This window comes from Blastococcus deserti (assembly GCF_042682525.1).
Taxonomy (GTDB): domain Bacteria; phylum Actinomycetota; class Actinomycetes; order Mycobacteriales; family Geodermatophilaceae; genus Blastococcus_B; species Blastococcus_B deserti.
Genome location: NZ_JBHUHP010000028.1, coordinates 100,749 through 126,975, shown reverse-complemented (window position 1 = coordinate 126,975; position 26,227 = coordinate 100,749). Strand labels below are relative to the sequence as shown.

At 72.7% G+C, this 26,227-nt stretch carries 25 protein-coding genes; 21 read left to right on the top strand and 4 right to left on the bottom strand.

Annotated elements, in window-relative coordinates:
* Positions 1–267: 267 nt before the first annotated feature.
* The 4 genes from ACFSHS_RS19650 (at position 268) to ACFSHS_RS19635 (ending at position 4,924) form a co-directional block, all read left to right on the top strand.
* Positions 268–1,344 (top strand): quaternary amine ABC transporter ATP-binding protein, encoded by a 1,077-nt coding sequence (locus tag ACFSHS_RS19650; RefSeq protein ID WP_376879791.1) that lies wholly within the window; start codon positions 268–270, stop codon positions 1,342–1,344.
* 11 nt (positions 1,345–1,355) lie between these two features.
* Positions 1,356–3,452 (top strand): ABC transporter permease subunit, encoded by a 2,097-nt coding sequence (locus tag ACFSHS_RS19645; protein ID WP_376879788.1) that lies wholly within the window; start codon positions 1,356–1,358, stop codon positions 3,450–3,452.
* A 5-nt stretch (positions 3,453–3,457) separates the two neighbouring features.
* On the top strand, positions 3,458–4,447 hold the full coding sequence (locus tag ACFSHS_RS19640) for an ABC transporter substrate-binding protein (protein ID WP_376879786.1): 990 nt from the start codon (positions 3,458–3,460) through the stop codon (positions 4,445–4,447).
* Between the two features lie 153 nt (positions 4,448–4,600).
* Positions 4,601–4,924, top strand: a complete 324-nt coding sequence (locus ACFSHS_RS19635; protein ID WP_376879784.1) for a DMT family transporter — start codon at positions 4,601–4,603, stop codon at positions 4,922–4,924.
* 33 nt (positions 4,925–4,957) lie between these two features.
* On the opposite strand, the gene ACFSHS_RS19630 is transcribed toward ACFSHS_RS19635, so the two are convergent.
* Positions 4,958–6,043 carry a RecB family exonuclease gene (locus tag ACFSHS_RS19630; protein WP_376879781.1) on the bottom strand — a complete coding sequence of 362 codons (1,086 nt, stop codon included), beginning with the start codon at positions 6,041–6,043 and terminating at the stop codon, positions 4,958–4,960.
* 95 nt (positions 6,044–6,138) lie between these two features.
* Here ACFSHS_RS19630 and ACFSHS_RS19625 point away from each other — a divergent pair, with 95 nt between their 5' ends.
* From ACFSHS_RS19625 to pafA, 9 genes are all read left to right on the top strand, one after another.
* Positions 6,139–7,035: a tRNA (adenine-N1)-methyltransferase gene (locus ACFSHS_RS19625; RefSeq protein WP_458199692.1), complete on the top strand. Its 897-nt coding sequence runs from the start codon at positions 6,139–6,141 to the stop codon at positions 7,033–7,035.
* A 266-nt stretch (positions 7,036–7,301) separates the two neighbouring features.
* Complete coding sequence (gene arc / locus ACFSHS_RS19620) at positions 7,302–9,080, top strand: proteasome ATPase (protein WP_376879779.1); 1,779 nt, start codon at positions 7,302–7,304, stop codon at positions 9,078–9,080.
* A gap of 137 nt (positions 9,081–9,217) precedes the next feature.
* Complete coding sequence (gene dop, locus ACFSHS_RS19615; protein WP_376879776.1) at positions 9,218–10,723, top strand: depupylase/deamidase Dop; 1,506 nt, start codon at positions 9,218–9,220, stop codon at positions 10,721–10,723.
* Positions 10,724–10,812: 89 nt separating this feature from the next.
* Complete coding sequence (locus ACFSHS_RS19610) at positions 10,813–11,022, top strand: ubiquitin-like protein Pup (RefSeq protein WP_376879773.1); 210 nt, start codon at positions 10,813–10,815, stop codon at positions 11,020–11,022.
* 18 nt (positions 11,023–11,040) lie between these two features.
* A complete protein-coding gene (locus ACFSHS_RS19605) occupies positions 11,041–11,808 on the top strand; it encodes an endonuclease VII domain-containing protein (RefSeq protein WP_376879771.1) in 768 nt (255 codons plus the stop codon).
* Positions 11,805–12,662 (top strand): proteasome subunit beta, encoded by an 858-nt coding sequence (prcB, locus tag ACFSHS_RS19600; RefSeq protein ID WP_376879769.1) that lies wholly within the window; start codon positions 11,805–11,807, stop codon positions 12,660–12,662. Before ACFSHS_RS19605 ends, prcB begins: the two co-directional genes overlap by 4 nt.
* 4 nt (positions 12,663–12,666) lie before the next feature.
* The gene (gene prcA, locus ACFSHS_RS19595) at positions 12,667–13,587 is read left to right on the top strand and encodes a proteasome subunit alpha (RefSeq protein ID WP_376879766.1); all 921 of its coding nucleotides are present in this window, start codon (positions 12,667–12,669) and stop codon (positions 13,585–13,587) included.
* Between the two features lie 27 nt (positions 13,588–13,614).
* A complete protein-coding gene (locus tag ACFSHS_RS19590; protein ID WP_376879764.1) occupies positions 13,615–13,968 on the top strand; it encodes a hypothetical protein in 354 nt (117 codons plus the stop codon).
* Between the two features lie 79 nt (positions 13,969–14,047).
* Positions 14,048–15,406, top strand: coding sequence for a Pup--protein ligase (gene pafA / locus ACFSHS_RS19585; RefSeq protein ID WP_376879761.1), 1,359 nt, complete (start codon positions 14,048–14,050; stop codon positions 15,404–15,406).
* Positions 15,407–15,431: 25 nt separating this feature from the next.
* Here the strand turns inward: pafA and ACFSHS_RS19580 are convergent, their stop codons facing one another.
* Positions 15,432–15,725, bottom strand: a complete 294-nt coding sequence (locus ACFSHS_RS19580) for a putative quinol monooxygenase (RefSeq protein ID WP_376879759.1) — start codon at positions 15,723–15,725, stop codon at positions 15,432–15,434.
* Positions 15,722–16,852, bottom strand: a complete 1,131-nt coding sequence (locus ACFSHS_RS19575; RefSeq protein ID WP_376879756.1) for a DUF3866 family protein — start codon at positions 16,850–16,852, stop codon at positions 15,722–15,724. Before ACFSHS_RS19575 ends, ACFSHS_RS19580 begins: the two co-directional genes overlap by 4 nt.
* A gap of 89 nt (positions 16,853–16,941) precedes the next feature.
* On the opposite strand from ACFSHS_RS19575, the gene ACFSHS_RS19570 reads away from it, so the two are divergent.
* From ACFSHS_RS19570 to ACFSHS_RS19535, 8 genes are all read left to right on the top strand, one after another.
* On the top strand, positions 16,942–17,931 hold the full coding sequence (locus ACFSHS_RS19570; protein ID WP_376879753.1) for a helix-turn-helix transcriptional regulator: 990 nt from the start codon (positions 16,942–16,944) through the stop codon (positions 17,929–17,931).
* A complete protein-coding gene (locus ACFSHS_RS19565; RefSeq protein WP_376879751.1) occupies positions 17,928–18,905 on the top strand; it encodes a helix-turn-helix transcriptional regulator in 978 nt (325 codons plus the stop codon). The genes ACFSHS_RS19570 and ACFSHS_RS19565 overlap by 4 nt, the downstream gene beginning before the upstream one ends.
* 10 nt (positions 18,906–18,915) lie before the next feature.
* Complete coding sequence (locus ACFSHS_RS19560) at positions 18,916–19,122, top strand: hypothetical protein (protein WP_376879748.1); 207 nt, start codon at positions 18,916–18,918, stop codon at positions 19,120–19,122.
* A 97-nt stretch (positions 19,123–19,219) separates the two neighbouring features.
* The gene (tatA, locus tag ACFSHS_RS19555; RefSeq protein ID WP_376879746.1) at positions 19,220–19,570 is read left to right on the top strand and encodes a Sec-independent protein translocase subunit TatA; all 351 of its coding nucleotides are present in this window, start codon (positions 19,220–19,222) and stop codon (positions 19,568–19,570) included.
* Positions 19,571–19,661: 91 nt separating this feature from the next.
* Positions 19,662–20,510 carry a twin-arginine translocase subunit TatC gene (tatC, locus tag ACFSHS_RS19550; protein ID WP_376879744.1) on the top strand — a complete coding sequence of 283 codons (849 nt, stop codon included), beginning with the start codon at positions 19,662–19,664 and terminating at the stop codon, positions 20,508–20,510.
* A 3-nt stretch (positions 20,511–20,513) separates the two neighbouring features.
* Entirely contained in the window at positions 20,514–21,413 is a 900-nt protein-coding gene (locus tag ACFSHS_RS19545; protein ID WP_376879741.1) for a diacylglycerol/lipid kinase family protein, read from the top strand.
* A 75-nt stretch (positions 21,414–21,488) separates the two neighbouring features.
* A complete protein-coding gene (locus ACFSHS_RS19540; RefSeq protein ID WP_376879739.1) occupies positions 21,489–24,335 on the top strand; it encodes a DEAD/DEAH box helicase in 2,847 nt (948 codons plus the stop codon).
* Positions 24,336–24,453: 118 nt separating this feature from the next.
* Complete coding sequence (locus tag ACFSHS_RS19535; protein ID WP_376879737.1) at positions 24,454–25,230, top strand: DUF4333 domain-containing protein; 777 nt, start codon at positions 24,454–24,456, stop codon at positions 25,228–25,230.
* A 20-nt stretch (positions 25,231–25,250) separates the two neighbouring features.
* On the opposite strand, the gene ACFSHS_RS19530 is transcribed toward ACFSHS_RS19535, so the two are convergent.
* Positions 25,251–26,171, bottom strand: coding sequence for a 5'-3' exonuclease (locus ACFSHS_RS19530; protein ID WP_376879858.1), 921 nt, complete (start codon positions 26,169–26,171; stop codon positions 25,251–25,253).
* Between the last annotated feature and the right edge of the window lie 56 nt (positions 26,172–26,227).

Below are 26,227 nucleotides of genomic sequence, written 5' to 3'. Positions count from 1 at the left end.
GTTACGGTCACATCTTCTTCCCGCGCAGGTCTTCCGCGCGGCGCGCGCCCGCCCGTATCTTTCCGCGCAACGTTTGCGCATAGCGCAACAGCTCGGCAGTACCCATCCGACGGAGACGGGCCGCAGCACGAGGCCCGCCGCGAGGCAAGGAGAGGCCATGGCCTGCCATCACGCTCGCCACCCCCGACCGGCGGCCGGAGGCGGCCGGTCGGTCCAGTCTGCCTCGCCGGGTCGCGTCGCCGGGGCCCGGGCGTGAGCGCGGGTGTGGTGACCGCTCCCGAGGCCGTGCCGTCGACCACGGCCGGTGCTCCGGACTCGCCGGTGATCTCCGTCCGGAACCTGTGGAAGGTCTTCGGGCCGAAGGCCGCGTCCATCCCTGCATCGCCGGAGCTGTGCGAGCTCTCCCGCCGCGAGCTGGTGGAGCGGACCGGCTGCACCGCCGCCGTCCGGGAGGTCGACTTCGACGTCGCGCCCGGTGAGGTCTTCGTCGTCATGGGCCTGTCCGGATCGGGCAAGTCGACCCTCGTCCGCTGCCTGACCCGGCTCGTCGAACCGACCGCGGGGCAGGTGCTGTTCGAGGGGGAGGACATCCTCGCGTGCGACGAGAAGCGGCTGCGCGAGCTGCGCCGCCGCAAGTTCTCCATGGTCTTCCAGCACTTCGGCCTCCTGCCGCACCGCAGCGTGCTGGACAACGTGGCGTACGGCCTGGAGATCGGCGGCATGTCCCGGGCGGAGCGGCGACGTCGGGCCGGTGAGGTCACCGAGCTCGTCGGGCTCTCCGGGTACGAGAACCACCACCCCGACCAGCTCTCCGGGGGCATGCAGCAGCGCGTCGGCCTGGCACGGGCGCTCGCGGGCGACCCCGACGTGCTCTTCTTCGACGAGCCCTTCTCGGCGCTCGACCCGCTGATCCGCCGGGACATGCAGGAGGAGGTCATCCGCCTGCACCACGAGGTCGGCAAGACGATGGTCTTCATCACCCACGATCTCTCCGAGGCCCTCAAGCTCGGCGACCGCATCCTCATCATGCGCGACGGTCGCCCGGTCCAGTGCGGCACGGGCGACGAGCTGGTGGGCGCCCCGGTCGACGACTACGTGCGCGACTTCGTCCGCGAGGTCCCGCGCTCGCACGTGCTGACCCTCCGCTGGATCATGCGCGAGGTGCGCCCGGACGACGCGCTCGACGGCCCGGAGCTCGGCCCCGACGTCGTCGTCCGGGAGGCCATCCGCGCCGTCCTGTCCTCCGACCGGCCGGTCAAGGTGGTCCGCGACGGCCAGCTGCTCGGCATCGTCGACGACGCGGAGATCCTGGCCGTCGTCGCCGGCCCCGACGAGGGGCACTGAGCATGGCCGCCGTGGCGCAGACACCGGCGCGACCGGTCGTCCGGCGGCCCGGGCGGGGCTGGGTGACCGCCGGGATCCTGCTGGCCTGGGTGGGCCTCTACTTCCTGTTCCGGGGCCAGGGGACGCTCGCGCTGGCGCCCGCGGATCTCACGCCGCTGCACCGGGACATCACCGCGTTCTCCGACTCCATCAGCGCCGGCCGCAACACCAACCCGCTGTTCCTGTACGGGTTCAACGAGATCCGCCTGGTGATCGACCTGTTCGTCACCTTCATCCGGGACCTCATCGTGCAGCCGTCGTTCGGGCGCCCGGTCCCGGTGATCGGCTGGCTGGGCGTCGTCGCCCTGTTCACGCTGGTGGCCGCCGTCGCCGGGTCGCTGCGAGTGGCCGCCCTGACCGCCGCCGGACTGGTCTTCATCGCCCTGCAGGGGCTGTGGACCGAGGCCATGGACACCCTGGCGCTCACCATCGCCGCGGTGATCATCTCCCTGTTGTTCGGCATCCCCCTGGGCGTCTGGGCCGGGATGTCGAAGCGGGTCAACCGCGTGGTCACGCCGGTGCTGGACTTCATGCAGACGATGCCGTCGTTCGTCTACCTGGTCCCGCTCACCCTCTTCTTCCTCATCGGCCCGGCCTCGGCGACCATCGCCACGATCATCTACGCCGCGCCGCCGGTCATCCGGCTCACCGCGCACGCGATCCGGCACGCCCCCGACGGCGTCGTCGAGGCCGCCGTCTCCCTGGGTGCCGACCGCCGGCAGACCCTCCGCACCGTCCGGCTCCCGCTCGCCCGGCGGATGATCGTGACCGGCATCAACCAGACCATGATGGCCGCGCTGGCCATGGCCACCGTGGCCGCGCTGATCAACGCGCCCGGCCTGGGGCAGACGGTGCTGCAGGCGCTGGAGACGCTCAACGTCGGCGTGGCGTTCAACGCCGGCCTGGCGATCGTGGTCCTGGCCATCGTGCTGGACCGGACGACGACGGCCATCAGCGTCCGCACCGACGCCGCGGCCCAGGGCGGGCGCTCCCCGGCCTCCCGGACCGTCCGCCGCGCCGCCGTCGCGGTGGGTGTCGTCCTCACGGCGGTGGCCGTCTGGCTGTCGCGGACGTACGTGTGGGCGGCGGAGTTCCCGCCCGGCTCGCCGGTCGGGCCCTGGATCACCCGCACCGCGACCGACGTGAGCGACTGGGTGCAGACGAACCTCTCGGTGCTCACGCTCGGCCTGAAGGACGGCGTCACCACCGGGGTGATCAACCCGCTGCAGTCGCTGCTCACCGACAGCCCGTGGTGGGTCGTCCTGGCCGCGCTCGCCGCCCTGGCCGGGGTCCTCGGGGGGCTGCGGGCGGTCGTCCCGGTGGTCGTCTGCCTGGGTCTGGTGATCGGCCTCGGGCTGTGGAGCGACGCCATGACCACGCTCGCGGCCACCCTCCTGGCGACCGCGCTGACCATGGCCGTCGCCGTGGTCCTCGGCGTGGCGATGGGCCGCAGCTACCGCATGGACACCGCCCTCCGGCCGGTCCTGGACGCCGCGCAGACGATGCCGTCGTTCGTCTACCTCGTGCCGTTCCTCGCCCTCTTCGCCGCGAGCCGCTTCACCGCGATCGTCGCCGCGGTCGTCTACGCCGTGCCGGTCGCCACGAAGATCATCGCCGACGGCGTCCGCGCCGTGCCGGGCGCCACGGTGGAGGCCGCGACGGCGGCGGGGTCGACCCCCTGGCAGCTGATCCGCAAGGTCCAGCTGCCGATGAGCCGGCACGCCATCGCGCTGGCCACCAACCAGGGGCTGATCTACGTCCTGGCCATGGTGGTCGTCGGCGGTCTCGTCGGGGCCGGTGCGCTGGGCTACGACGTCGTCGCCGGCTTCAGCCAGGCGCAGCTCTACGGCAAGGGACTGGCTGCCGGCATGGCGATCGTGCTGCTCGGCATCATGCTCGACCGGGTCGCGCAGGCCGCCGCCGCGCGCACCGGCACCGCGGCGCCCTCGCGCCGCCGGGTGGACGCGCGCCGCTCCGCCGGCCCGGCCGCCCCCGCCCCCAGGAACCCGTCCTCGGCCGACGAGGACGCCTCAGACCGCCCGCTGGTGGCGGTCGCGACCGAAAGGTGAGCCGCGTGCTCCTGTCTGCTCGTTCCCGTCGCGGTGGTGCCGCGCGTGCCGCGGCGGTCACTGCCGTGTTGTCCCTGGGGCTCGCCGGGTGCGGCGGCGCCACCATCGAGGAGTCCAGCAGCTCCGGCTCCGGCTCCGGGGGCTCCGGCGAGTGCGGCACGGTGGACATCGCCGTGAACCCCTGGGTCGGCTACGAGGCCAACGCCGCCGTGATCGCCGAGGTCGCCGAGTCCGAGCTCGGGTGCACCGTCGAGCTGAAGAACCTCAAGGAGGAGGTCGCCTGGCAGGGCTTCGCCACCGGTGAGGTCGACGCCATCGTGGAGAACTGGGGTCACGAGGACCTCAAGCAGAAGTACATCACCGACCAGCAGGTCGCCGTCGAGGCCGGGCCCACCGGCAACATCGGCGTCATCGGCTGGTGGGTGCCGCCGTGGATGGTCGAGGAGTACCCGGACATCACCGACTGGGAGAACCTGAACAAGTACGCCGACCTGTTCAAGACCTCCGAGTCGGGCGGCAAGGGACAGCTACTGGACGGCGACCCGTCCTTCGTGACCAACGACGCCGCCCTGGTGAAGAACCTGAACCTCAACTTCGAGGTCGTGTACGCCGGATCCGAGGCCGCCCTCATCACGGCCTTCCGGCAGGCGGAGCAGAACCGGACGCCGCTGATCGGCTACTTCTACGCGCCGCAGTGGTTCCTCTCAGAGGTCGATCTCCAGAAGGTGAACCTGCCCGAGTACACCGAGGGCTGTGACGCCGACCCGGAGAAGGTCGCCTGCGACTACCCCGAGTACGAGCTGGACAAGATCGTGAGCAAGGAGTTCGCGGAGGAGAACGGCCCGGCCTTCCAGCTGATCGAGAACTTCACCTGGACCAACGACGACCAGAACATCGTGGCCAAGTACATCGCCGAGGACGGGATGAGCTCGGCGGACGCCGCGAAGAAGTGGATCTCGGAGAACGAGGACAAGGTCCAGGCCTGGCTGCCGTGATCTGACCAGCGGTACCGCCCGACGCGGTCCGCATCTCCCGGGGCCGCTCCTGCGCCCGGAGATGCGGGCCGCGTCGCCGTCCCGGCGCCGACGGTGCTCCGGGACGCCGGGCCGGCCGGGCCGGTCCGGGCCCATGTCGAGGAAGGGACGTCCTTGGTCTACTTGCTGCTGACCGTCGCGATCGCCGCGGAGGTGCTGGCCACCTCGGCCCTGCCGCGCACCGCCGGCTTCACCCTCGTGGTGCCCAGCGTCGTCGTGGTGGGCGGCTACGGGTTCGCCGCCTTCCTCCTGGCGCACGTCGTCAAGTCCATGCCCGTCGGCATCGCGTACGCGATCTGGGCCGGCGTGGGGACGCTGACCGTGGTCGCCGTGGGGGCCACGTTCCTGGGCCAGCCCATCTCCACCTGGCAGGTCGCGGGCATCCTGCTGATCGTCGCCGGCGTCGTCCTGGTCAACCTCGGCGGTCAGGCGCACTGAGCTCCGTGCCCGCGTGATCGGGGAGCGGCTGCCTCAGTCCCGCTCGACGACCGGCAGCAGGGTCTGCCATCCGGCCGCGGCGGCGGCCTCGGCGGGGAAGGGCGGGGGAGTGCCGCCGAACGCCGGGCAGACGGCCTGGTGGTCGCACCAGCCGCACAGCCGGGTCTTGTTGGGGCGGAAGTCACCCGTGGCCACCGCCCGCTCGATCGCGGCCCAGATGGCCTGCAGGGTTCGCTCGAACCGCAGCAGCTCGGCCTCGTCCGGTGCGTAGGTGAGCGTGTCGCCGTCTCCGAGGTAGATCAACTTGAGCTGGGCGGCGACCACCCCGCGGGTGCGCCAGAGCACCAGCGCGTAGAACTTCATCTGGAACAGCGCCTTGGCCTCGAACGCCTCCCGCGGCATCGAGCCGGTCTTGTAGTCGACCACGCGCAGGGCGCCGTTGGGTGCCACGTCGAGCCGGTCGACGAACCCGCGCAGCAGGAGCCCGTCGGGCAGCGTGACCTCCACCAGCTGCTCGCGCCCGGCCGGCTGGATGCGCGTCGGGTCCTCGAGCGTGAAGTACTTCCCGACCAGCTCGGCCGCCGAGGCCAGCCACGCCTGGACCGACTCCGGGGCGTTGGCATCGGTCTCCGCGCCGTCGTCCTGAGCCGTCTCGAACAGCTCGGCGATGCCCGGATCGTCGCGCAGCTCGGCCCAGGCCGGCTCCAGCAGCTCCTGCGCCGCCTCCACCGTGCGTCCCGCCGGCGGCAGGTCGTACAGCCGCTCCAGGACCGCGTGCACCAGCGTGCCGCGGACGGCCGCCAGGCTCTTGCGCTCGGGCAGCCGGTCGATCGTCCGGAAGCGGTAGAGCAGCGGGCAGGTCTTGAAGTCGGCCGCGCGGCTGGGGGAGAGCGAGGGACGACGCGGGGCCGCGGCGACCGCCGCGTCGATGGCTCCCACGTCCGAGGCCGGGACCCCGCCGCCCACCCCGGCCGAGTCCTGCGCCGTGCTGGCCCCGGCCGTGCCACCCCGCGCCGGGTCCTGCGCCGTGCTGCCCCGCGCCGGGTCCTGCGCCGTGCTGCCCCGCGCCGGGTCCTGCGCCGTGCTGCCCCGCGCCGAGTCCTGCGCCACCGCCGTCATGCATCCGAGGCTAGGTCGGACCCCCGACAGTTCGGGGTGCCGCGCCGCGTACGTACCGGGGGTCACATCCGCCCCCGTCCGTACGCTGGCCGCCTGTGAACACGGAGCAGGAGCAGGTCGACGCCGTCCCCGAGCCGGGGGGGATCCCGCCGTTCTCGCGGGAACCGGTCCCCGGATCGTTCGCCCCGGGGGACCGGGTGCAGCTCACCGATCCCAAGGGCCGGCTGCACACCGTCGTCCTGGAGCCGGGCAAGCAGTTCCACACCCACCGCGGGGCCATCGCCCACGACGACCTCATCGGCGCGCCGGAGGGCTCCGTCGTGCACTCCACCGCCAACACCGGGTATCTGGCCTTCCGGCCGCTGCTGGCCGACTTCGTGCTGTCCATGCCTCGTGGAGCCCAGGTCATCTATCCCAAGGACGCCGCGCAGATCGTCGGCTTCGGTGACGTCGGCCCCGGCATGCGGGTCCTGGAGGCCGGGGCCGGGTCGGGGGCGCTCACCTGCTCGCTCCTGCGGGCGGTCGGCTCGGCCGGGACCGTGACCAGCTACGAGCGCCGCGAGGACTTCGCCGACGTGGCCCGTGCCAACGTCGGGGCGTTCTTCGGCGAGGTGCCGGGCAACTGGTCGCTGCGGCTGGGCGATCTCGCCGAGCACCCGGCCGCGGAGGTTGTCGACCGGGTCGTCCTCGACATGCTGGAGCCCTGGGCGGTCCTGCCCACGGTGGCCGCCGCGCTGCGCCCCGGCGGAGTGCTGATCGGTTACGTGGCGACGACGACGCAGCTGTCGACCTACGTCGAGGCGCTGCGCGCGCAGGGGGTGTGGACCGAACCGCACGCGTGGGAGTCGCTGCTGCGGCCCTGGCACGCCGTGGGGCTGGCGGTGCGCCCCGAGCACCGGATGGTGGCCCACACCGCCTTCCTGGTCACCGCGCGGCGGCTGGCCGAGGGCACCGTCGCACCGATGCGGCAGCGGCGCCCGCAGAAGACGTGAGCCGGCCCCGTGCGGAGGCCCGCGCCGAGCCCCCGAGGCCGGCGGAGGAGGGCGGGGTGGTCCCGCCACGGTGCGGGAGTCCGCCATCGCCGGACGTGGCAGGTCCACGGCGGGACCCCGTACGGGGCCGCGGCGGGCCTGGGCGGGAGCCGTCGTGGGGGCTCAGGTGACAGGCCGGTCACAGCTCCGCGCGAGCCCACGGCGAACTGTCGTGGCGCGTGTATAGATTTGCGTCTTGACTCCCTCGATGTGTGTGGAGGTGCGCGATGGGTCTGAACCCCGACGAGACTCGAGCGCGGCGTGAACGTGACGTCGCGGCACTGCTGAGCCAGATCTCCTACCTCGAGGAAGAGATCGGTCTCCTCCGGCGGAAGGTGGCCGACAGCCCCCGGCAGGTGCGGCTCCTGGAGGAGCGCATCGCCGAGGCGGAGGGCCGCGCGGCCTTCCTGTCCGAGCGCAACGACAAGCTGGCAGGCACGCTGCGCGACGCCCGGGAGCAGCTGGTCACGCTCAAGGAGGAGGTCGACCGGCTCGGGCAGCCGCCGTCCGGCTACGGCGTCTTCCTCACCCGGCACGACGACGGCACGGTGGACGTCTTCACCGGCGGCCGCAAGCTGCGGGTGTCGGTCTCGCCGAACGTCGAGGTGAACGACCTGCGCACCGGCCAGGAGGTCATGCTCAACGAGGCGATGAACGTGGTCGAGGCACGAGGCTTCGAGCGCGCCGGCGACATCGTCATGCTCAAGGAGCTCCTCGAGCCCATCGACGGCGTGACCCCGCGAGCCCTGGTCATCGGGCACACCGACGAGGAGCGGGTGGTCTACCTCGCCGACTCGCTGACCGATCAGCCGCTGCGGGTCGGCGACTCGCTGCTGCTGGAGTCGCGGTCGGGCTACGTCTACGAGCGCATCCCGAAGAGCGAGGTCGAGGAGCTCGTCCTCGAAGAGGTCCCCGACATCGACTACAGCGACATCGGGGGGCTGGCGCGGCAGATCGAGCAGATCCGGGACGCCGTCGAGCTGCCGTTCCTGCACGCGAACCTGTTTCGCGAGTACGAGTTGCGCCCGCCCAAGGGGATCCTCCTGTACGGCCCGCCCGGCTGCGGCAAGACGCTGATCGCCAAGGCCGTGGCCAACTCGCTGGCCAAGAAGGTGGCCGCCGTCCGTGGCGACGACGACACCAGCCAGGGAAAGTCCTACTTCCTCAACATCAAGGGCCCCGAGCTGCTGAACAAGTACGTCGGCGAGACCGAGCGGCACATCCGCCTGGTGTTCCAGCGGGCGCGAGAGAAGGCCAGCGAGGGCACGCCGGTCATCGTGTTCTTCGACGAGATGGACTCGATCTTCCGCACCCGCGGGTCCGGGGTCTCCTCCGACGTCGAGTCGACGATCGTGCCGCAGCTGCTCAGCGAGATCGACGGCGTGGAGGGCCTGGAGAACGTCATCGTCATCGGCGCCTCCAACCGGGAGGACATGATCGACCCGGCGATCCTCCGCCCGGGCCGGCTCGACGTGAAGATCAAGATCGAGCGGCCGGACGCCGAGGCGGCGCGCGACATCTTCAGCAAGTACCTGACGACGTCGCTGCCGATCCACCCCGACGACCTGGCCGAGCACGGCGGCAGCCGCGAGGCCACCATCGCCGGGATGATCCAGCGCACCGTCGAGCGCATGTACACCGAGAGCGAGGAGAACCGCTTCCTCGAGGTCACCTACGCCAACGGTGACAAGGAGGTCCTGTACTTCAAGGACTTCAACTCCGGCGCCATGCTGCAGAACATCGTCGACCGGGCCAAGAAGATGGCGATCAAGGAGCAGCTGGAGACCGGCAACGGTGGGCTCCGGGTCAGCCATCTGATGGCGGCCTGCCTCGACGAGTTCAAGGAGAACGAGGACCTGCCCAACACCACCAACCCCGACGACTGGGCGCGGATCTCGGGCAAGAAGGGCGAGCGGATCGTCTACATCCGCACGCTCATCAGCGGCAAGGGCAACGAGTCGGGTCGGGCCATCGACACGGCCACGAACACCGGCCAGTACCTGTAGCAGGAGGCCTCGTCCCCCGACCCTCGGCAAGCTCGGGGCGGGCTCCTGGACGAGGCCACGACGGCCCGGTCCCGGCACGGGGCCGGGCCGTCGGCGTGCGTGCGGCCGGTCCCGAACCCGACGCCTAGGGTTGGTCCATGAGCGTGCGGCGGGTCATGGGTACCGAGGTCGAGTACGGCATCTCGGTGCCCGGGCAGCCGACCGCCAACCCGACGACGCTGTCGAGCCAGGTGGTGAACGCCTGGGCGGTCGCCGAGGCCCCCACACCCCGCCGTCCCCGCTGGGACTTCGAGGAGGAGTCGCCGCTGCGGGACGCCCGCGGGTTCGACCTCTCGCCGGCGCAGGCGCTCGACCACAACGACCTCGACGAGGACACCGGGATGGCCAACGTCATCCTGACCAACGGCGCCCGCCTCTACGTGGACCACGCGCACCCGGAGTACTCGACGCCGGAGGTGACCAACCCGCGCGACGTCGTCCTCTGGGACAAGGCGGGGGAGCAGGTGATGGCCGAGGCGGCCCGGCGGGCGGCCCGCATCCCCGGACAGCCGGCGATCCAGCTCTACAAGAACAACACCGATGGCAAGGGCGCGTCCTACGGGGCGCACGAGAACTACCTGATGGACCGCAGGACGCCGTTCATCGAGATCATCCGCGGGCTGGTGCCGTTCTTCGTCACCCGGCAGGTGTTCGCCGGCGCGGGCCGGGTGGGCATCGGCACGGAGGGCCGCACCCAGGGCTTCCAGCTGTCGCAGCGAGCCGACTTCTTCGAGGTCGAGGTGGGCCTGGAGACGACGCTGAAGCGGCCGATCATCAACACCCGCGACGAGCCGCACGCGGACGCGGACAAATACAGGCGGCTGCACGTGATCATCGGCGACGCCAACCTCTCCGAGCTGTCGACCTATCTCAAGGTGGGGACGACGGCCCTGGTGCTGGCGATGATCGAGGCGCGCGCGCTGCCCCGTGACCTCGCCATCGAGGAGCCGGTGGAGGCGCTGCAGGCGATCAGCCACGACCCGTCCCTGACCCACCTGATCCGGCTGCGGGACGGGCGCCAGATGACGGCGCTGGACGTGCAGCGGTTGTACCTCGAGCAGGCGGAGAAGTTCGTCGAGCACCGGGGTGAGGGCGACGAGCAGACCGCCGACGTGCTGCGCCGGTGGGCCGAGGTGCTGGAGGACCTCTCCATCGACCCGCTGCGCTGTGCCGACCGGCTGGACTGGCCGGCCAAGTTGCGGCTGCTGGAGGGCTACCGCGCTCGCGACGGGCTGTCGTGGGGCGACTCGCGGCTGCACCTGGTCGACCTGCAGTACTCCGACGTCCGGCCGGAGAAGGGGCTGTACCACCGGCTGGTGGCCCGCGGCTCCATGCAGCGCCTGCTCACCGACGACGAGGTGACCCGCGCCATGGTCACCCCGCCGGCGGACACCCGGGCCTTCTTCCGCGGGGAGTGCCTGCGGCGCTATCCGGCCCAGGTGGCGGCGGCCTCGTGGGACTCGGTCGTGTTCGACCTCGGCCGGGAAAACCTCGTCCGCATCCCGACCATGGAGCCGCTGCGTGGCACGCGGGAGCACGTGGGTGCGCTGTTCGAGTCCACCTCGACAGCGCAGGAGCTGGTGGACACCATCACGGGTGGCTGATCGGTCGCACCCGTCCGGCGGACGCGGGATGTCACATCCGGCGGGTAACTTCAGCCCAGCAGCAGTCACGTGAAGGACCGGAGGGCAGCATGGCCACCAGGGACACCGGCGGACAGCAGAAGGCGACGCGCACGCGCGAGGACGCCGACGAGGTCGAGGCCTCGGTCGACACCGAGGTCGCCGAACGCCACAAGGAAATGACGGAAGACGTCGATTCCTTGTTGGACGAGATCGACGAGGTGCTCGAGGAGAATAGCGAGGAATTCGTTAGGCAATACGTACAAAAAGGGGGCCAGTGAGTAACTTCGTGCTAAACGATGGTGAGTACGAAGTTCTGTGGAGATTGCGGCGACTACCGTCCTGTCTCTGAGTTCAGCAAGAACGCCCGATCGCGAGATGGCCTGGCCTTCTACTGCCGCATGCATCTCGCCGAGCGCTCATTGCGCAGTCGGGAATCGCGGCGCACGAAACCACGCGTCTACCGGCAACCGGCGAAAGACCTGGTGGTTCCCGAGGGATCGAAGTGGTGCGCCGACTGCGACCGCGTCCTTCCGTTGGAGGACTTCGTTCGCACAGTCCGTACACGCTCCGGATACCACGCCTACTGCAAGCCATGCCATAGCAAACGCGGCAAAGTTTCGCGGGAAGAAGTGGGCGGGTCACGCACTTATCACTTGAGTCGGCGGTACGGAATCACAGCCGCTGAGGCGGACTACCTCTTGTCGCAGCAAGGTGGTCTGTGCGCGATCTGCAAGAAGTCAGCCGCGGTGCACGTCGATCACGACCACGCCACCGGCGCCGTCCGCGCGCTCCTCTGCTTCAACTGCAACGGAGGCCTGGGCCAGTTCAGGGACGATCCGGACGTGTTGCGCGCCGCGGCCGATTACGTCCGTTTCCACACACTGCGCCAGCACGTGCTCGCTGCCTGCGCGGCTGCTGGCATAGGTCCGGTCCGGGCCATCCGACCAGGGGAGCCGCCGGTAGGGTCGCAGCGACGCCCGAGCGCCCGCGGAACCAGCACGCGGAGCACCGGGCGGAGCAGCGGTGCACGCCGGCGGACGCAGGCGGGAGAGGCGGATGAGTGAGCGAGCAGTCGATCGGCCGGAGCGGGTTCCCGCCCGCCTATCTGGACCGGGTGGGCTCCTCGTTCACCGACTTCCTCGCCACCACCGCGCCTGAGCTCCTGCCCGGCCGCCGTCCCGTGCCGACGCTGCCCGTGGGCGACATCGCGCCGCACGGCACGACGATCGTCGCCGTCACCTACGAGGACGGCGTCCTCATGGGCGGCGACCGGCGCGCCACCATGGGCAACCTGATCTCGTCCCGTGACATCGAGAAGGTCTACCCGGCCGACTCCTACAGCGTCATCGGCATCGCCGGCGCCGCGGGCATCGCCATCGAGATGGTGAAGCTCTACCAGGTCGAGCTCGAGCACTACGAGAAGATCGAGGGCCTCACGATGTCCCTCGACGGCAAGGCCAACCGGCTCGCCCAGATGATCCGCGGCAACCTCGGCGCCGCGATGCAGGGTCTGGCCGTCGTCCCGCTGTTCGCCGGCTACGACCTCGACGCCGCCCCGGGCGTCACCCCCGGACGGATCTTCAGCTACGACGTCACCGGCGGGAACTACGAGGAGCGCGGCTACGCCGCCGTCGGCTCCGGCTCGCTGTTCGCCAAGAACTCCCTCAAGAAGACGTGGCGCAGCGGTCTGGGGGCCGACGACGCCACCCGCACCCTCGTCGAGGCCCTCTACGACGCCGCCGACGACGACTCGGCCACCGGCGGACCCGACCCCGTCCGCCGGCTGTACCCGATCGTCTACCGCGTCGACGCGGAGGGCGCCGTCCGGCTCACCGACGCCGAGGTCGCCGCGATCGCCGACACGATCGTCACCGAGCGGGCCGAGGCGGACCGCCAGAACATGCCGCGGGAGGCGTGAGCCCATGACCATGCCCTACTACGCCTCGCCCGAGCAGCTCATGCGTGACCGCTCGGAGTACGCCCGCAAGGGCATTTCCCGCGGCCGCAGCGTCGCCGTCCTGACCTACGCCGACGGCGTGCTGTTCATCGCGGAGAACCCCAGCTCCACCCTGCACAAGGTCGGCGAGCTCTACGACCGCATCGCCTTCGCCGCCGTGGGGCGGTACAGCGAGTTCGAGAGCCTCCGCGTCGCCGGCGTCCGCCTCGCCGACGTCCGCGGCTACTCCTACAACCGCCGCGACGTCACCGGGCGGATCATCGCCAACGCCTACGCCCAGACCCTGGGCGAGATCTTCACGCAGCAGACCAAGCCCTTCGAAGTCGAGCTCTGCGTCGCCGAGGTCGGCGACCGCCCGGACGACGACCAGCTGTACCGGCTCACCTTCGACGGCTCGATCGTCGACGAGCCCGACTTCGTCGTCATGGGCGGCCAGGCCGACGCGGTCACCGGCAATCTCCGCGAGCACTTCCACTCGGGCATGGGCCTGTCCGACGCACTGGAGGTCGGCGTCCGGGCGCTGTCGGCCGTCAGCCCGGTCACGGCCGGCGCCGCCAACGGCGGCCCCACCCGGCTCACCGCCGCACAGCTGGAGGTCGCCGTCCTCGACCGCCGCCGCCCCAAGCGGGCGTTCCGCCGCATCACCGGCGCGGCCCTGCGGCGGCTCCTCGGCGACGAGCCGGCGGCGCCGGAGGCCCCCGAGGCCACCACGCACGCGCACGTGCCGAGCGCCCCGGCTCCGGGCACGCCGGCGGGCCTGGGCGAGCCGGCCGCGCCAGACACCGCGGGCGGCACCGAGGGCGGCGGCGAGGGCGCCGGCCCGCAGCCGACCTCCGAGGACGGCGTGGGCGGCGGCACCGACGGCGGCAGCGACACGCGCGACTGAACCCCGCGGACCGGGTAGGGGACGTCCATGACCACCTACCGGGTGAACGAGGACGCCGTCAGGCAGGCACGGAAGCTCATCGACGCGGGGAAGGTCGACGTCGACACGGAGTGGTCCGACGCCGCGCCGTCCGCCGACGACGGGAACGCCGAGATCGACGAGCACGGCTACGAGGGCTACGGCGCGTGGCACCTGGCCATCGACCCGGAGGCGAACGAGGAGACCAAGGGCCGGTACAAGTTCCCGTACGGGGACTTCGCACGGGTCAACCGGGCGGCCCTCATCCACGCCAAGCAGCGGGCCGCCCAGAACGACCACGCCGAGATCGAGCGGGCCGCCGACGATCTCCTCCAGCATCTCGACCGGAACCATGGCGGCTGACCTGCGGCGTCACCGGATCGGTACCCGCCGGAGGCGCGAGGACAGCGCCTCCGTCGCTCCCGGCGCCTAGGCTCGGATCGTGGACCGACGGATCTTCGGCATCGAGACCGAGTACGGCGTCACGTGCACCTTCAAGGGCCAGCGCCGGCTGTCCCCGGACGAGGTCGCCCGCTACCTGTTCCGCCGGGTGGTGTCGTGGGGGCGCAGCTCGAACGTGTTCCTGCGCAACGGCTCCCGCCTGTACCTCGACGTGGGCAGCCACCCCGAGTACGCCACCGCCGAGTGCGACGACCTCACCGAGCTCGTCGTCCACGACAAGGCGGGGGAGCGGATCCTGGAGGGCCTGCTGGTCGACGCCGAGCAGCGCCTGGCCGAGGAGGGCGTCACCGGCGACATCTACCTGTTCAAGAACAACACCGACTCGGCCGGCAACAGCTACGGCTGCCACGAGAACTACCTCGTCGGGCGGCACGGGGAGTTCAGCCGGCTCGCCGACGTCCTCATCCCCTTCCTGGTCAGCCGCCAGATCGTGGTCGGCGCCGGCAAGGTGCTGCAGACCCCGCGCGGCGCCATCTACTGCGTCAGCCAGCGCGCCGAGCACATCTGGGAGGGCGTCTCCAGCGCCACCACGCGCTCCCGGCCGATCATCAACACCCGCGACGAGCCGCACGCCGACGCCGAGCGCTACCGGCGGCTGCACGTCATCGTCGGCGACTCGAACATGAACGAGACCACGACGCTGCTCAAGGTCACCATGACCGACCTCGTGCTGCGCATGATCGAGGCCGGCACCCCGATCAAGGACATGACGCTGGAGAACCCGATCCGGGCCATCCGAGAGATCAGCCACGACATCACCGGACGGCGCAAGGTCCGCCTCGCCAACGGCCGCGAGATGTCGGCCCTGGAGATCCAGTCCGAGTACCACACCCGGGCCGCGGAGTTCGCCGACCGCGAGGGCTGCAACCCCGAGCACCGGCAGATGCTGGAGCTGTGGGGGCGGGTGCTCAAGGCCGTCGACACCGAGGACCTGAGCCTCATCGACCGCGAGATCGACTGGGCCACCAAGCTGAGTCTCATCGAGCGCTACCGCGCCAAGCGCGACCTCCCGCTCTCGCACCCGCGGATCGCCCAGATGGACCTGGCGTACCACGACATCAGCCGACGCCGCGGCCTGTACTACCTGCTCGAGCGCAACGGCCAGGTGGAGCGGGTCGCCCACGAGCCGCGGATCTTCGAGGCCAAGAACGTGCCGCCGCAGACCACCCGCGCCCGCCTGCGCGGCGAGTTCATCCGCAAGGCCCAGGAGAAGCGCCGCGACTTCACCGTCGACTGGGTGCACCTCAAGCTCAACGACCAGGCCCAGCGCACCGTCCTGTGCAAGGACCCGTTCAAGGCCGTCGACGACCGCGTCGACAAGCTCATCGCCAGCATGTGAGGGGACGGCTGTCGGCTGCGACCGCTCAGGGTGCCTCGACGGACGCGATCCGGTACTTCACGACCTCCACGGAGAGGACGTCGGGGAGGGCCGGCTCGGGCGCGTCCGGGTCACCCGACTCGCGGAAGCCGATCAGGTCATCGTCGGTCTCCCAGCGCTCGAAGATGTTGATGCGCTCCGGGTCGAGCGGGTCGGCGGCCTGGACGAAGTCGAGGCACCCCGGGGCGACCCGCGCGAGGCGGGCCACGTCGGCGACCGCGGCGAGGTAACGGTCCCGGTCTCCGGCCGCGACCCGGATCTGGCCCGCGACGATGATCACGACGCCGGCTCCGGTTCGCCGTCGGGCACCGGAACGCGGAGCGCGGCGTAGCGGCCCGCGGCCGCGGCGGCCAGGAAGTAGGCGCGTTCCTCCGGGTAGCCGCGCCCCATGGTGCGCAGCGGTACGGGGGAGAGGACCAGGGCGTCGTCGAGGCCGTCGGTGTCCACCCAGACGACGGGGTTGCGCTCGGGCTGCCCGGCGAGGTCCTCGTCGACCTGCCCGCCCAGCTCCGACGACAGGCCGCGCGGCGCGATGAGCGTGACCCCGCCCAGCGCCACCCGCCCGAACGCCGTCAGGGAGTGGTGCGAGACCCCGCGGTGCCGTGTGCGCGGATCGGCGTCGGAGATGCGCAGCGCGCCGATCGCCTCGCCCCCCAGCACGGTCACGGCGTTGCACGCCTCGCCGGCCGCGACCCCCGAGAAGCCCCACGGCGTCCCGGTGCCCAGGTTGCCCGGCCCCTGCGTCACGATCGCCAGGTCGGCGCCGAGCACGTGCCGGGCCGCCAGCAGCCCCGTGTGCAGCGTGACGGCCTCGAGGTCGCCGCCGAAGGACTGCCCCACGGTGATGACCCCGACCAGCGACTTCGCCAGCGCGTCCAGCGTCTTCGAGAACGCGGCCGGCAGCGCTCCACCGTCGGTCATGACGTAGGCGACCTTCAGGTCCGGATCGGTCGCCAGCATCCCGATGAGGACGGCCGGCAGCGCCGAGTGCAGGTCCGCCACCACCACCGGCATGCCGCCCAGGTCGTCGGCCTCGGCGAGCAGGGTGTGGTGCTTGGTGTCCTGCTCGTCGACCCCGCTCACGGAGACCTGCAGCGGCGTGTACCGCGCCTTGACCAGGTGCCCGGAGCCCTCGGGGTCGGGCGGCAGCCGGTCCGGGACGGCGACGACCAGCGCGAAACCCCCCGTGCCCAGGCCCTGGGCCAGCGCCGTGGTGTTGAGCAGCACCTCGTCGCCGGTCTCCGGGATGCCGACGAGCGAGGGATAGGCCAGCGCCCGCAGCGCGCCCTCGTCCGGCACCTCCACGGTCAGCTCGAGGCTGTCCCGGCCCCGGCGTCCGGTCGCCGTCACCCGTCCGCGTCGCCAGCGGATGCGCGAGGGCGGGGGTGGGGAGGCGGAGTAGGGCATGCAGGCAGGCTAGCCAGCCACACGCACGGCGGCGCACCGGCGACCGGTCCGCCCCCGCCCTGCTGCGGGGGCTGACTAGCCTGGGCGCCATGGCGGCCAAGCGGGCGGAACGACTGGTGAACCTGGTCATCGCCCTGCTCAGCACCCGGCAGTACGTGACCGCCGCCCGCATCCGCGCCACCGTGCCCGGATACGAGGCCGACGACGGCACCGAGCGCGCCGACGAGGCGTTCAAGCGGATGTTCGAGCGCGACAAGGCCGAACTGCGCGAGATGGGGGTGCCGCTCGAGACCGGCCGCACCAGCGCCTTCGACACCGAGGACGGCTACCGCATCGCCCGGGCCGACTACGAGCTGCCCGAGATCCGGCTCACCGGTGAGGAGGCCGCGGCCGTGGGGCTGGCGCTGCGGCTGTGGGAGTCCGCCCAGCTGGCCGGCGCGGCGCACAGCGCGCTGGTCAAGCTCAAGGCCGCCGGCATCGACGTCGACACCTCCCGGGCCATCCCGCTCCAGCCGCGCCTGGACGCCGGGGAGCCGGCGTTCGAGCCCTGCTACGCCGCCGCCCGCGACCGGCGGCAGCTGGAGTTCGGCTACCAGCGCCCCGACGAGGACACCCCCGCCCGGCGCCGGGTCCAGCCGTGGGGCGTCGTGGCCTGGCACGGCCGCTGGTACCTGGTGGGCATGGACCTCGACCGGGGCGCCCCGCGCGTCTTCCGGCTGTCGCGGGTGGTCGGCACCCCCAAGGCCACCGGCCCGGCGGGGGCCTTCGAGCCCCCGGCGGAGCTGGACCTCGCCGAGCTGGTGGCCGGCCAGGTCTCCGGCGAGGAGCAGCTCGTCGTCGTCCGCGCCCGGCCGGGGACCGCCATCGGCCTCCGCCGGCACGCCACGCCGCTCGGGCCGGTCGACGACGGCAGCGACCGTCCCGACGACCTGCTCCAGCTGCGGACCACGGAGCCGTGGCGGCTGGCCGACGAACTGGCCTCCTACGGCGCCGACGTCCTCGTCGAGGCGCCCACCGAGATGCGCGAGGCGGTCATCGCCCGCCTGACGCGGCTCGCCGCGATGGGGACGGCGCAGTGACGACCACGGGCACCACCGACCGGATGACCCGCCTCCTGGCTCTGGTGCCGTACCTGACGGCCCGGCCCGAGGGGGTGCGGGTGGCCGAGGTCGCCCGCGACTTCGGGGTCACCGAGCGCCAGCTGCGCAGCGACCTGGAGCTGCTGTGGATGTGCGGCCTCCCGGGCTACGGCCCCGGCGACCTCATCGACCTGTCGTTCGAGGGCGAGCGGGTCCGCGTCACCTTCACCGCCGGCATGGTCCGGCCGCTGCGGCTGACCACCGACGAGGCGGTCGCCCTGGTCGTGGCCCTCCGCACCCTCCTGGAGCTGCCCGGCCTGGCCGAGCGCGACGCCGTCAGCCGGGCGCTGGCCAAGGTCTCGGCCGCCGCCGGGCACGCCGGTGACCGGGTCACCCCGGTCGCGGTCAGCGTCGACGCCCGCGAGGAGGCCCTCGCCGTCGTCCGGGAGGGGCTCGAGCGCAAGCGGGCCCTGCACCTGCAGTACTACGTCCCCACCCGCGACGAGCGCACCGAGCGCACCGTCGACCCGATGCGCCTGCTGCTGGTCGAGGGGCACTGGTACCTGGAGGCGTGGTGCCGGCGGGTCGAGGGCGTGCGGCTGTTCCGCCTCGACCGGGTGGACGACGTCGTCGTGCTCGACGAGCCGGCCGCGCCGCCACCGCAGGCCCACGAGCGCGACGTCGACAACGGGGTCTACCAGCCCGATCCGGGATCGCCGGCGGTGCGTCTGCGGCTGTCCCGCAGCGCGCGCTGGGTCGCCGACTACTACCCGGTGGACTCCGTCGCCGCGGTGGACGACCCGCCGGGCGGCCTGGCCGTGACCGTGCGCACCCAGGACCTCGCCTGGGCGCGGCGCCTCGTCGCCTCCCTCGGTGGCGAGGCACTCGTCGACGAGCCCGCGGACCTCGCCGCGCAGGTGGCCGCCGACGCCCGCGCCGCGCTGGCCCGGTACGGGAGCACCGGCACCGGCTAGGGTCGTCCCCGTGCTGTTCTGGATCGTGCTCGGCGCCGTGGTCGTGCTGGCGGTGGTCGTCCTGGCCGTCGTCGCCCACGGCGTGCTGGGCGCGTTCGGCCGGCTCGACCGCGAGCTCGAGGCCGCCGAGCGCGACGTGCGGCCGCTCCTGGAGCGGGCGCAGGCCACCGCCGCCCGCGCCGGCGAACTCGGCGACCGGCCCGCGAACCGCAGCTGAATGCCCGGCGACGTCCGGGCCGACATCCGCGCGCAAGGCGGGATCCGAACCCCCGCCGGCGTAGCATCGCCGGTGCCCACCCACCCCTGGAGGACCAGTGAATCTCGGCCCGTTGGAGATCGGCCTGATCATCCTGGCCATCCTGTTGCTCTTCGGCTACAAGAAGCTGCCCGACGCCTCCCGCTCGCTCGGCCGCTCGCTGCGGATCTTCAAGGGCGAGATGAAGGGCATGAAGGACGACGACGCCGGCTCGGCGGTCCGCGGCAAGGAGGCCGCCCGGGCCGGCACCCCGGTGCGCGGCGAGATCTCCGCCCCTGTGACCCCGGCCCCCACCGCTGCCGCCTCCTCGGCGAGCGGTGACCTGACCGCCCAGCTGCAGGAGGAGGCGCGCGCCGCCGAGCTGCGGGCCCGCGCCGAGCAGAGCCGCGCGGCCGACGGCCCGCGCTGACCCTTCCGCCCCGGGCACGACGACGGTGACGACCGCCCCTCGGGGGCCGCGGCTTCGACGACGCCGCGCGCCCCGGGACCCCGAGGCGACGATGACCCTCGTCGCCCATCTCACCGAACTGCGCAACCGCATCGCCAAGGCGCTGCTCGCGCTGGCGCTGGGCACGGTGGTCGGCTTCCTCTGGTACGACCGCGGGCTGCTCACCTTCCTGACCGAGCCGTACTGCGCCCTGCCGGGCCAGTTCCGGTTCCAGGGGGACGAGGACTGCCGTCTCGTCGTGCTCGACGTGTTCGGCGGCGTCCTGCTCCGCCTCAAGATCGGCCTCATCGCCGGGGCCGTGCTCTCCGCTCCCTTCTGGCTCTACCAGCTCTGGGCCTTCATCACCCCCGGGCTGAAGCGGAACGAGAAGCGCTACACGGTCGGCTTCGTCGCGGCCTCCACGCTGCTGTTCGCGGCCGGGGCGTTCCTCGCCTGGCTCACGCTCCGCAAGGGCCTCGAACTGCTGCTCTCGCTGGCCGGGAACGAGGTCGCCTTCCAGCTGACCGCACCGGACTACCTCGGCTTCGTCGTGAGCCTGCTGGTGGCCTTCGGGCTGTCGCTGGAGCTGCCGCTCATCGCGGTCGCCCTCAACCTCGTCGGGGTGCTGAGCCATGAGGCGCTCAGCCGGTCGAGGCGCTGGATCTTCTTCCTCACCGTCGTCTTCGCCGCGTTCGTCACGCCCACGCAGGACCCCTTCACCATGCTCGCGATGGCCGGCCCGATGATTCTGCTGTTCGAGACGGCGATCCAGATCGCGCGCGTGGTGGACAAGCGGCGGGCCAAGCGGGACGCCGCCCAGCACTTCCACGACCTCGGGGACGACGAGGCCTCCCCGCTGGACGCCCGCCCGTCCCGGCTGGAGGACTCCCGCGACCCGTCCACCACGCCGTTCCGCGGCTGAGGGGTGGGCACCTCGTCGGCCGACGTGGCCGTCCTGGTCAGCCCTGCCGCAGGCCGCGGACGGGGCGCCGCGCTGGCCGTGGAGGTCCTCGCGGCCTTCCGGGAGGCCGGCTTCTCGCCCGAGCTGCTGCCGGCCACCAGCGCCGCTGAGGCCGAGCGCCAGGTGGCCGCAGCCGTCGCCGCCGGCACCCGGGCGGTCGTCGCCGTGGGCGGGGACGGGACGCAGCACGCGGCGCTCCAGGCCGTCGCGGGGACGCCGATCCCGCTGGCGCCGGTCCCGGCCGGCACGGGCAACGACCTGGTGCTGGCACTCGGCATCCCGCGGGAGCCCCTCGCCGCTGCCCGCGCCGCGGCGGCCGACCTGCGGGCGGGGACCACGCGGATCGTCGACGCCGGGCGGACGGGGCAGCGGTGGTGGGCCACCGTCCTGTGCTGCGGGTTCGACTCCCCGGTCACCGACCGGGCGAACCGGCTGCGCTGGCCGCGCGGACGCCGCCGGTACGACGTCGCCGTCCTGGCGGAGCTGGCCCGTCTCCGGCCACGCGAGCTCACCCTGGTGCTGGACGGCGAGTCGCGGACCCTGCCGGTCACGATGGTCGCCGTCGGCAACACCGCCTGGTACGGCGGCGGGATGAAGATCTGCCCGGGGGCCGACCCCACCGACGGCCTCTTCGACGTCACCGTCGTCGGCGCCACCACGCGCCGGGAGCTGATCCGCACCAGACCACGGCTGGCTTCCGGCACTCACGTCGACCACCCGTCGGTGTCGGTCATCCGCGCCGCCCGCGTGGAGCTGTCCAGCCCGGGCGTCACCACCTGTGCCGACGGTGAGCCGGTGGCGGCGCTGCCGGCCGTGGCCGAGTGCGTCCAGGGCGCCTTTCGCGTGGTGGGTACCCGGCGCTGAGCCGACGGCCTTCCTGCAGGGGCCCGCCGCGAGCCTGCGAGTGGCGGGGGGCCGGGAGGTCCTTACTGTGGGGGCATGTCCAGCCCCGCTGAGCGCTACGCAGCTGCCCGGCGGCGGACCGCTCATCCCACGCTGTCGGACTTCACCGCCGAGCTCGGGTTCTCCCTCGACCCCTTCCAGGTCGAGGCCTGCGAGGCGCTCGACGAGGGCTCCGGCGTGCTGGTCTGCGCGCCCACCGGCGCGGGCAAGACCGTGGTCGGCGAGTTCGCCGTCCACAAGGCGCTGGCCGAGGGCCGCAAGGCGTTCTACACGACGCCGATCAAGGCCCTGTCCAACCAGAAGTACGCGGACCTCGTGGAGCGGTACGGCCCGGACACGGTGGGCCTGCTCACCGGCGACAACGCGGTGAACGGCGACGCCCCCGTGGTCGTGATGACCACCGAGGTCCTGCGCAACATGCTCTACGCCGAGTCCCCGGCCATCGAAGGCCTCGGGTACGTGGTCATGGACGAGGTGCACTACCTCGCCGACCGGTTCCGCGGCGCGGTGTGGGAGGAGGTGATCATCCACCTCCCGGAGTGGGTCACCCTCGTCTCGCTGTCGGCGACGGTGAGCAACGCCGAGGAGTTCGGCGAATGGCTGGTCACCGTCCGGGGGCACACGAAGGTCGTCGTCAGCGAGGTGCGGCCGGTTCCGCTCTGGCAGCACATGCTCGTCGGCAACCGGGTGTTCGACCTGTTCAGCCTGCGTCCCGCCGCGCACGCGGGGGAGCAGGGGGACCAGCCCCGGGAGCTGTCCACCCGGGAGCGCGGCGCCTCGGTGGTCGACCCGGAGCTCGTGCGGTACGTGCGGGAGCAGGAGCGGCGCATCGACTCCTGGCACGGCGGCGGCGGGAACTCCCGCCGGGACAACGGTGCGCACCGGCCGCGCTACCGGCCCCCGGCCCGGCCGGACGTCATCGCTCGGCTCGACGCCGCCGGCCTGCTGCCGGCCATCACGTTCGTGTTCAGCCGCAACGGGTGCGACGCCGCCGTCCACCAGTGCCTGCTGAGCGGGTTGCGGCTGACCGACGAGGCCGAGCGCGCGGAGATCGCCGAGATCATCGACCGGCGCACCGGGTCCCTCCCGGAGGAGGACCTGCACGTCCTCGGCTTCTGGGAGTGGCGCGAGAGCCTGCTGGCCGGCCTCGCGGCGCACCACGCCGGGCTGGTGCCCGCGTTCAAGGAGACGGTCGAGGAGTGCTTCGTCCGCGGCCTGGTCAAGGCCGTCTTCGCCACGGAGACCCTGGCCCTGGGCATCAACATGCCCGCGCGCAGCGTCGTCCTCGAGCGGCTGGTGAAGTGGAACGGCGAGGCGCACGTCGACATCACGCCGGGGGAGTACACCCAGCTGACCGGCCGGGCCGGGCGCCGTGGGATCGACGTCGAGGGCCACGCGGTGGTCATCTGGGCGCCGGGCATGGATCCCTCGGTGGTCGCCGGTCTGGCCAGCACCCGCACTTTCCCGCTGCGGTCGTCCTTCCGGCCGAGCTACAACATGGCGGTCAACCTGGTCAGCTCCTTCGGCCGGGCCCGGGCTCGCGAGCTGCTGGGTTCCTCCTTCGCGCAGTTCCAGGCCGACCGGTCGGTGGTGGGCCTGGCACGCGCGGCGGCCCGGCACGAGCACGAGGCGGAGCGGTTCGCCGCCGAGATGCACTCCGACCGCGGGGACGTCGGTGCCTACGCCCAGATCCGGCGGGAGATCGCCGACCGGGAGAAGGAGCTCTCGCGCGACTCCCAGGCCAAGCGGCGCATGGAGGCCGCCGACGCGCTCGCCGCCCTGCGTCCCGGTGACGTCATCCGGGTGCCCTCCGGACGGCGGCAGGGGCTGGCGGTCGTCCTCGACCCGGGCGTCACCGACCTCGCCGATCCGCGCCCGCTGGTGCTGACCGAGGACAAGTGGGCCGGCCGGCTCGGCTCGGTCGACTTCCCCACGCCGGTCACCGCGCTGGCCCGGGTGCGGGTGCCGAAGAACTTCAACCACCGCAGCCCGCACGCCCGACGCGACCTCGCCGCCACCCTCCGGAACGCCCGCGTGGAAAACGACCTGGGGGCCCGGCGGATCAAGCAGCGGTCCGCGGCCGCCGACGACCCGGTGCTCGCCGACCTGCGCCAGGCGCTGCGCAACCATCCGGTGCACCAGCTGCCCGATCGCGAGGATCGGGTGCGGGTCGCGGAGCGGTGGCTGCGCGCGGTGCATGAGGCAGACGCGCTGCAGCGGAAGATGGCCGAGCGGACCGGGTCCCTCACACGTCAGTTCGACGCGATCTGCGACGTCCTGGAGGAGCTCGGCTACCTGGTGCCGGAGGTCGCGCCGCTGGTTCCGGCCGACACGGAGGTCCTCGGCGCGGCCGACGACGTCCCCCTGGTCACCGACGAGGGACGCCGGCTCGCCCGGATCTGGTCGGAGGCCGACCTGCTGGTCGCCGAGTGCCTGCGCTCGGGTGCCTGGCGCGGGCTCACCCCGGCCGAGCTCGCTGCGGCGGCGTCCACGGTGGTGTTCGAGGCCCGTCGCGACACGCCGTCCCTGCCCGCGATCCCCGCCGGCAAGGTCGCCGCGGCCGTCGGCGAGATGCGGCGGATCCTGTCGCGGCTGCACGACGTGGAGGCCCACCACGGTGTCCGGGTGACCCGTGACCTCGACCTGGGGTTCGCGTGGGCCGCGTACCGCTGGGCCGACGGGCAGAGCCTCGACCGCGTCCTGGCCGGTGCCGAGCAGGCCGGCACCGAGCTCTCCGGCGGTGACTTCGTGCGCTGGATGCGCCAGCTCATCGACCTGCTCGACCAGCTGGCCAAGGTCGCCGAGGAGCCGGTCGCCGGCGTCGCCCGGGCCGCGGTGGGCCGGGTGCGCCGCGGCGTGGTCGCGGTCGCGGTCGGCGGCTGATCCGCGGTCCCGGGACGGCCCGGGTGTGCCGCGCCGGGCCGGGCCGGGCCGTGGTGCGGCACAATTCGAGCGCCCCGGGACCCCTCGTCACGGGGGGACGCCGGACCGGGGAGCGACCATGACGAACCCGCCGCACGGCCACGGGGAGCGGGGCGAGGAGCGGGGCGAGGAGCGCGGGGGTACGACCGGGGTCGATCGCGACGCGACCCGCCCCGTGCCGTCGCCCGGACGTCCCCAGCAGCCCGACGGACCGTCCGAGCGGTACCCGACCCCGCCCTACGGCTCACCCCGGCCGACCCCCGGCGGGTACGGGCAGCCCCCGCCGTACGGGCAGCCGCAGCAGCCCTACGGGCAGCCCCCGCCGTACGCAGGGCCGCCGTACGGGACACCGCAGCCCGGGGCACCGCAGCCCGGGGCACCGCAGCACGGGGCACCGCAGTACGGAGCGCCCGAGTTCGGAGCACTCCAGCAGGGAGCACCCCAGCAGGGAGCGCCGCAGTACGGGCCCCAGTACGGGGCGCCGCAGTACGGGCCCCAGTACGGGGCGCCCCAGTACGGGCCCCCGTACGGGGCGCCGGCACCGGAGAGGAAGTCCCGCGTGGGGCTCGTCGCCACGGTCACCGCCGGAGTCGTCGTCCTCATCGCCGGTGTCGTCGTCCTGGCGCTGAGCCTGTCCTCGACGGTGCTGGACCGGAACGCGGTCGAGCGCGACGTCGCGGCCCAGTTCGAGGAGCGCGAGGGCGTGGCCATCGACCTCGACTGCGCCGAGGAGATGAAGGTCGAGTCGGGGGCGACCTACGAGTGCACCGGGACGACGGCTGACGGCGAGGACGTCACGCTGCAGATCGCGATCACCGATGAAGACACGGCGGCCTACACCTGGACCGAACCCTGACGGCCGGTGGCCGCTGGCCCTCACGTCAGCGCATCGGCCGGCCAGCCGAGGGCGGCACCCAGCCGCCGGACCGAGGACTCCAGCCCGTGCCGGGCGGCCAGCCCCGCCAGCGCGGCGGGATCGGCCGGCGCGCGGGGGAGCGTCCCCTCGACCGGTGGCAGGTCGATCGTCCGGCAGACCGCCACGACCACCGGTGCGGCATCCAGGTAGTCCGCTGCCGCGTGCAACTTCTTGAGGACGGCGGCGGTCAGCGGCGGCCTCGCGACGACGGTCCGCGCGACGGCGGCCCGGATGCCGGCCAGGTCCCCGAACTCGTTGATCAGCGCCGCCGCCGTCTTCGCGCCCACCCCCGCCACCCCGGGCAGCCCGTCGCTCGGGTCGCCGCGGAGGACCGCGAAGTCGGCGTAGGCGCGCCCCGGGATGCCGTACTTCGCCCGCACCGCCGCCTCGTCGACGAACTCGATGTCGGTGATGCCACGGGCGGTGTAGAGCACGCGGATGCCGCGCGCGTCGTCCACCAGCTGGAACAGGTCGCGGTCGCCGGTCACCACGTCGACCGGCCCGCGGGCGCGCGTGGCCAGGGTGCCGATCACGTCGTCCGCCTCGTAGCCGGGCGCGCCCACCCGGTCGATGCCCGCCGCGGCCAGGACGTCGACCAGGACGGGGACCTGCGGGCCCAGCTCGTCGGGCACGATCTCCTCCGAGCCCTCCGGGGCCAGCCGGTGGGCCTTGTACGACGGCAGGGCCGCCACCCGGAAGGCCGGCCGCCAGTCGTCGTCCCAGCAGGCGACCAGCCGATCGGGGCGGTGCGCGGTGAGCAGCCGGGCGGTCATGTCGAGGAAGCCCCGGACGGCGTTGATCGGGCGCCCGTCCGGCGTCGTCACGCTGGTCGGGACGCCGTAGAAGGCCCGGAAGTAGAGGCTGGCCGCGTCCAGCAGCATGGTCGTCACGGTCGCGGACGGTAGCGGTCCGGCGACGTGCGCGGAGATCGGGCGTC

Coding starts and splice junctions, on each gene's coding strand:
- ACFSHS_RS19535 (WP_376879737.1), top strand. CDS start 24,454: ATGACGAACCCGCCGCACGGCCACGGGGAGCGGGGCGAGGAGCGGGGC.
- tatC (WP_376879744.1), top strand. CDS start 19,662: ATGACCCTCGTCGCCCATCTCACCGAACTGCGCAACCGCATCGCCAAG.
- ACFSHS_RS19605 (WP_376879771.1), top strand. CDS start 11,041: ATGGTGAGTACGAAGTTCTGTGGAGATTGCGGCGACTACCGTCCTGTC.
- ACFSHS_RS19570 (WP_376879753.1), top strand. CDS start 16,942: ATGGCGGCCAAGCGGGCGGAACGACTGGTGAACCTGGTCATCGCCCTG.
- ACFSHS_RS19575 (WP_376879756.1), bottom strand. CDS start 16,852: ATGCCCTACTCCGCCTCCCCACCCCCGCCCTCGCGCATCCGCTGGCGA.
- ACFSHS_RS19610 (WP_376879773.1), top strand. CDS start 10,813: ATGGCCACCAGGGACACCGGCGGACAGCAGAAGGCGACGCGCACGCGC.
- ACFSHS_RS19540 (WP_376879739.1), top strand. CDS start 21,489: ATGTCCAGCCCCGCTGAGCGCTACGCAGCTGCCCGGCGGCGGACCGCT.
- dop (WP_376879776.1), top strand. CDS start 9,218: ATGAGCGTGCGGCGGGTCATGGGTACCGAGGTCGAGTACGGCATCTCG.
- ACFSHS_RS19630 (WP_376879781.1), bottom strand. CDS start 6,043: ATGACGGCGGTGGCGCAGGACTCGGCGCGGGGCAGCACGGCGCAGGAC.
- ACFSHS_RS19530 (WP_376879858.1), bottom strand. CDS start 26,171: ATGCTGCTGGACGCGGCCAGCCTCTACTTCCGGGCCTTCTACGGCGTC.
- prcA (WP_376879766.1), top strand. CDS start 12,667: ATGACCATGCCCTACTACGCCTCGCCCGAGCAGCTCATGCGTGACCGC.
- arc (WP_376879779.1), top strand. CDS start 7,302: ATGGGTCTGAACCCCGACGAGACTCGAGCGCGGCGTGAACGTGACGTC.
- ACFSHS_RS19590 (WP_376879764.1), top strand. CDS start 13,615: ATGACCACCTACCGGGTGAACGAGGACGCCGTCAGGCAGGCACGGAAG.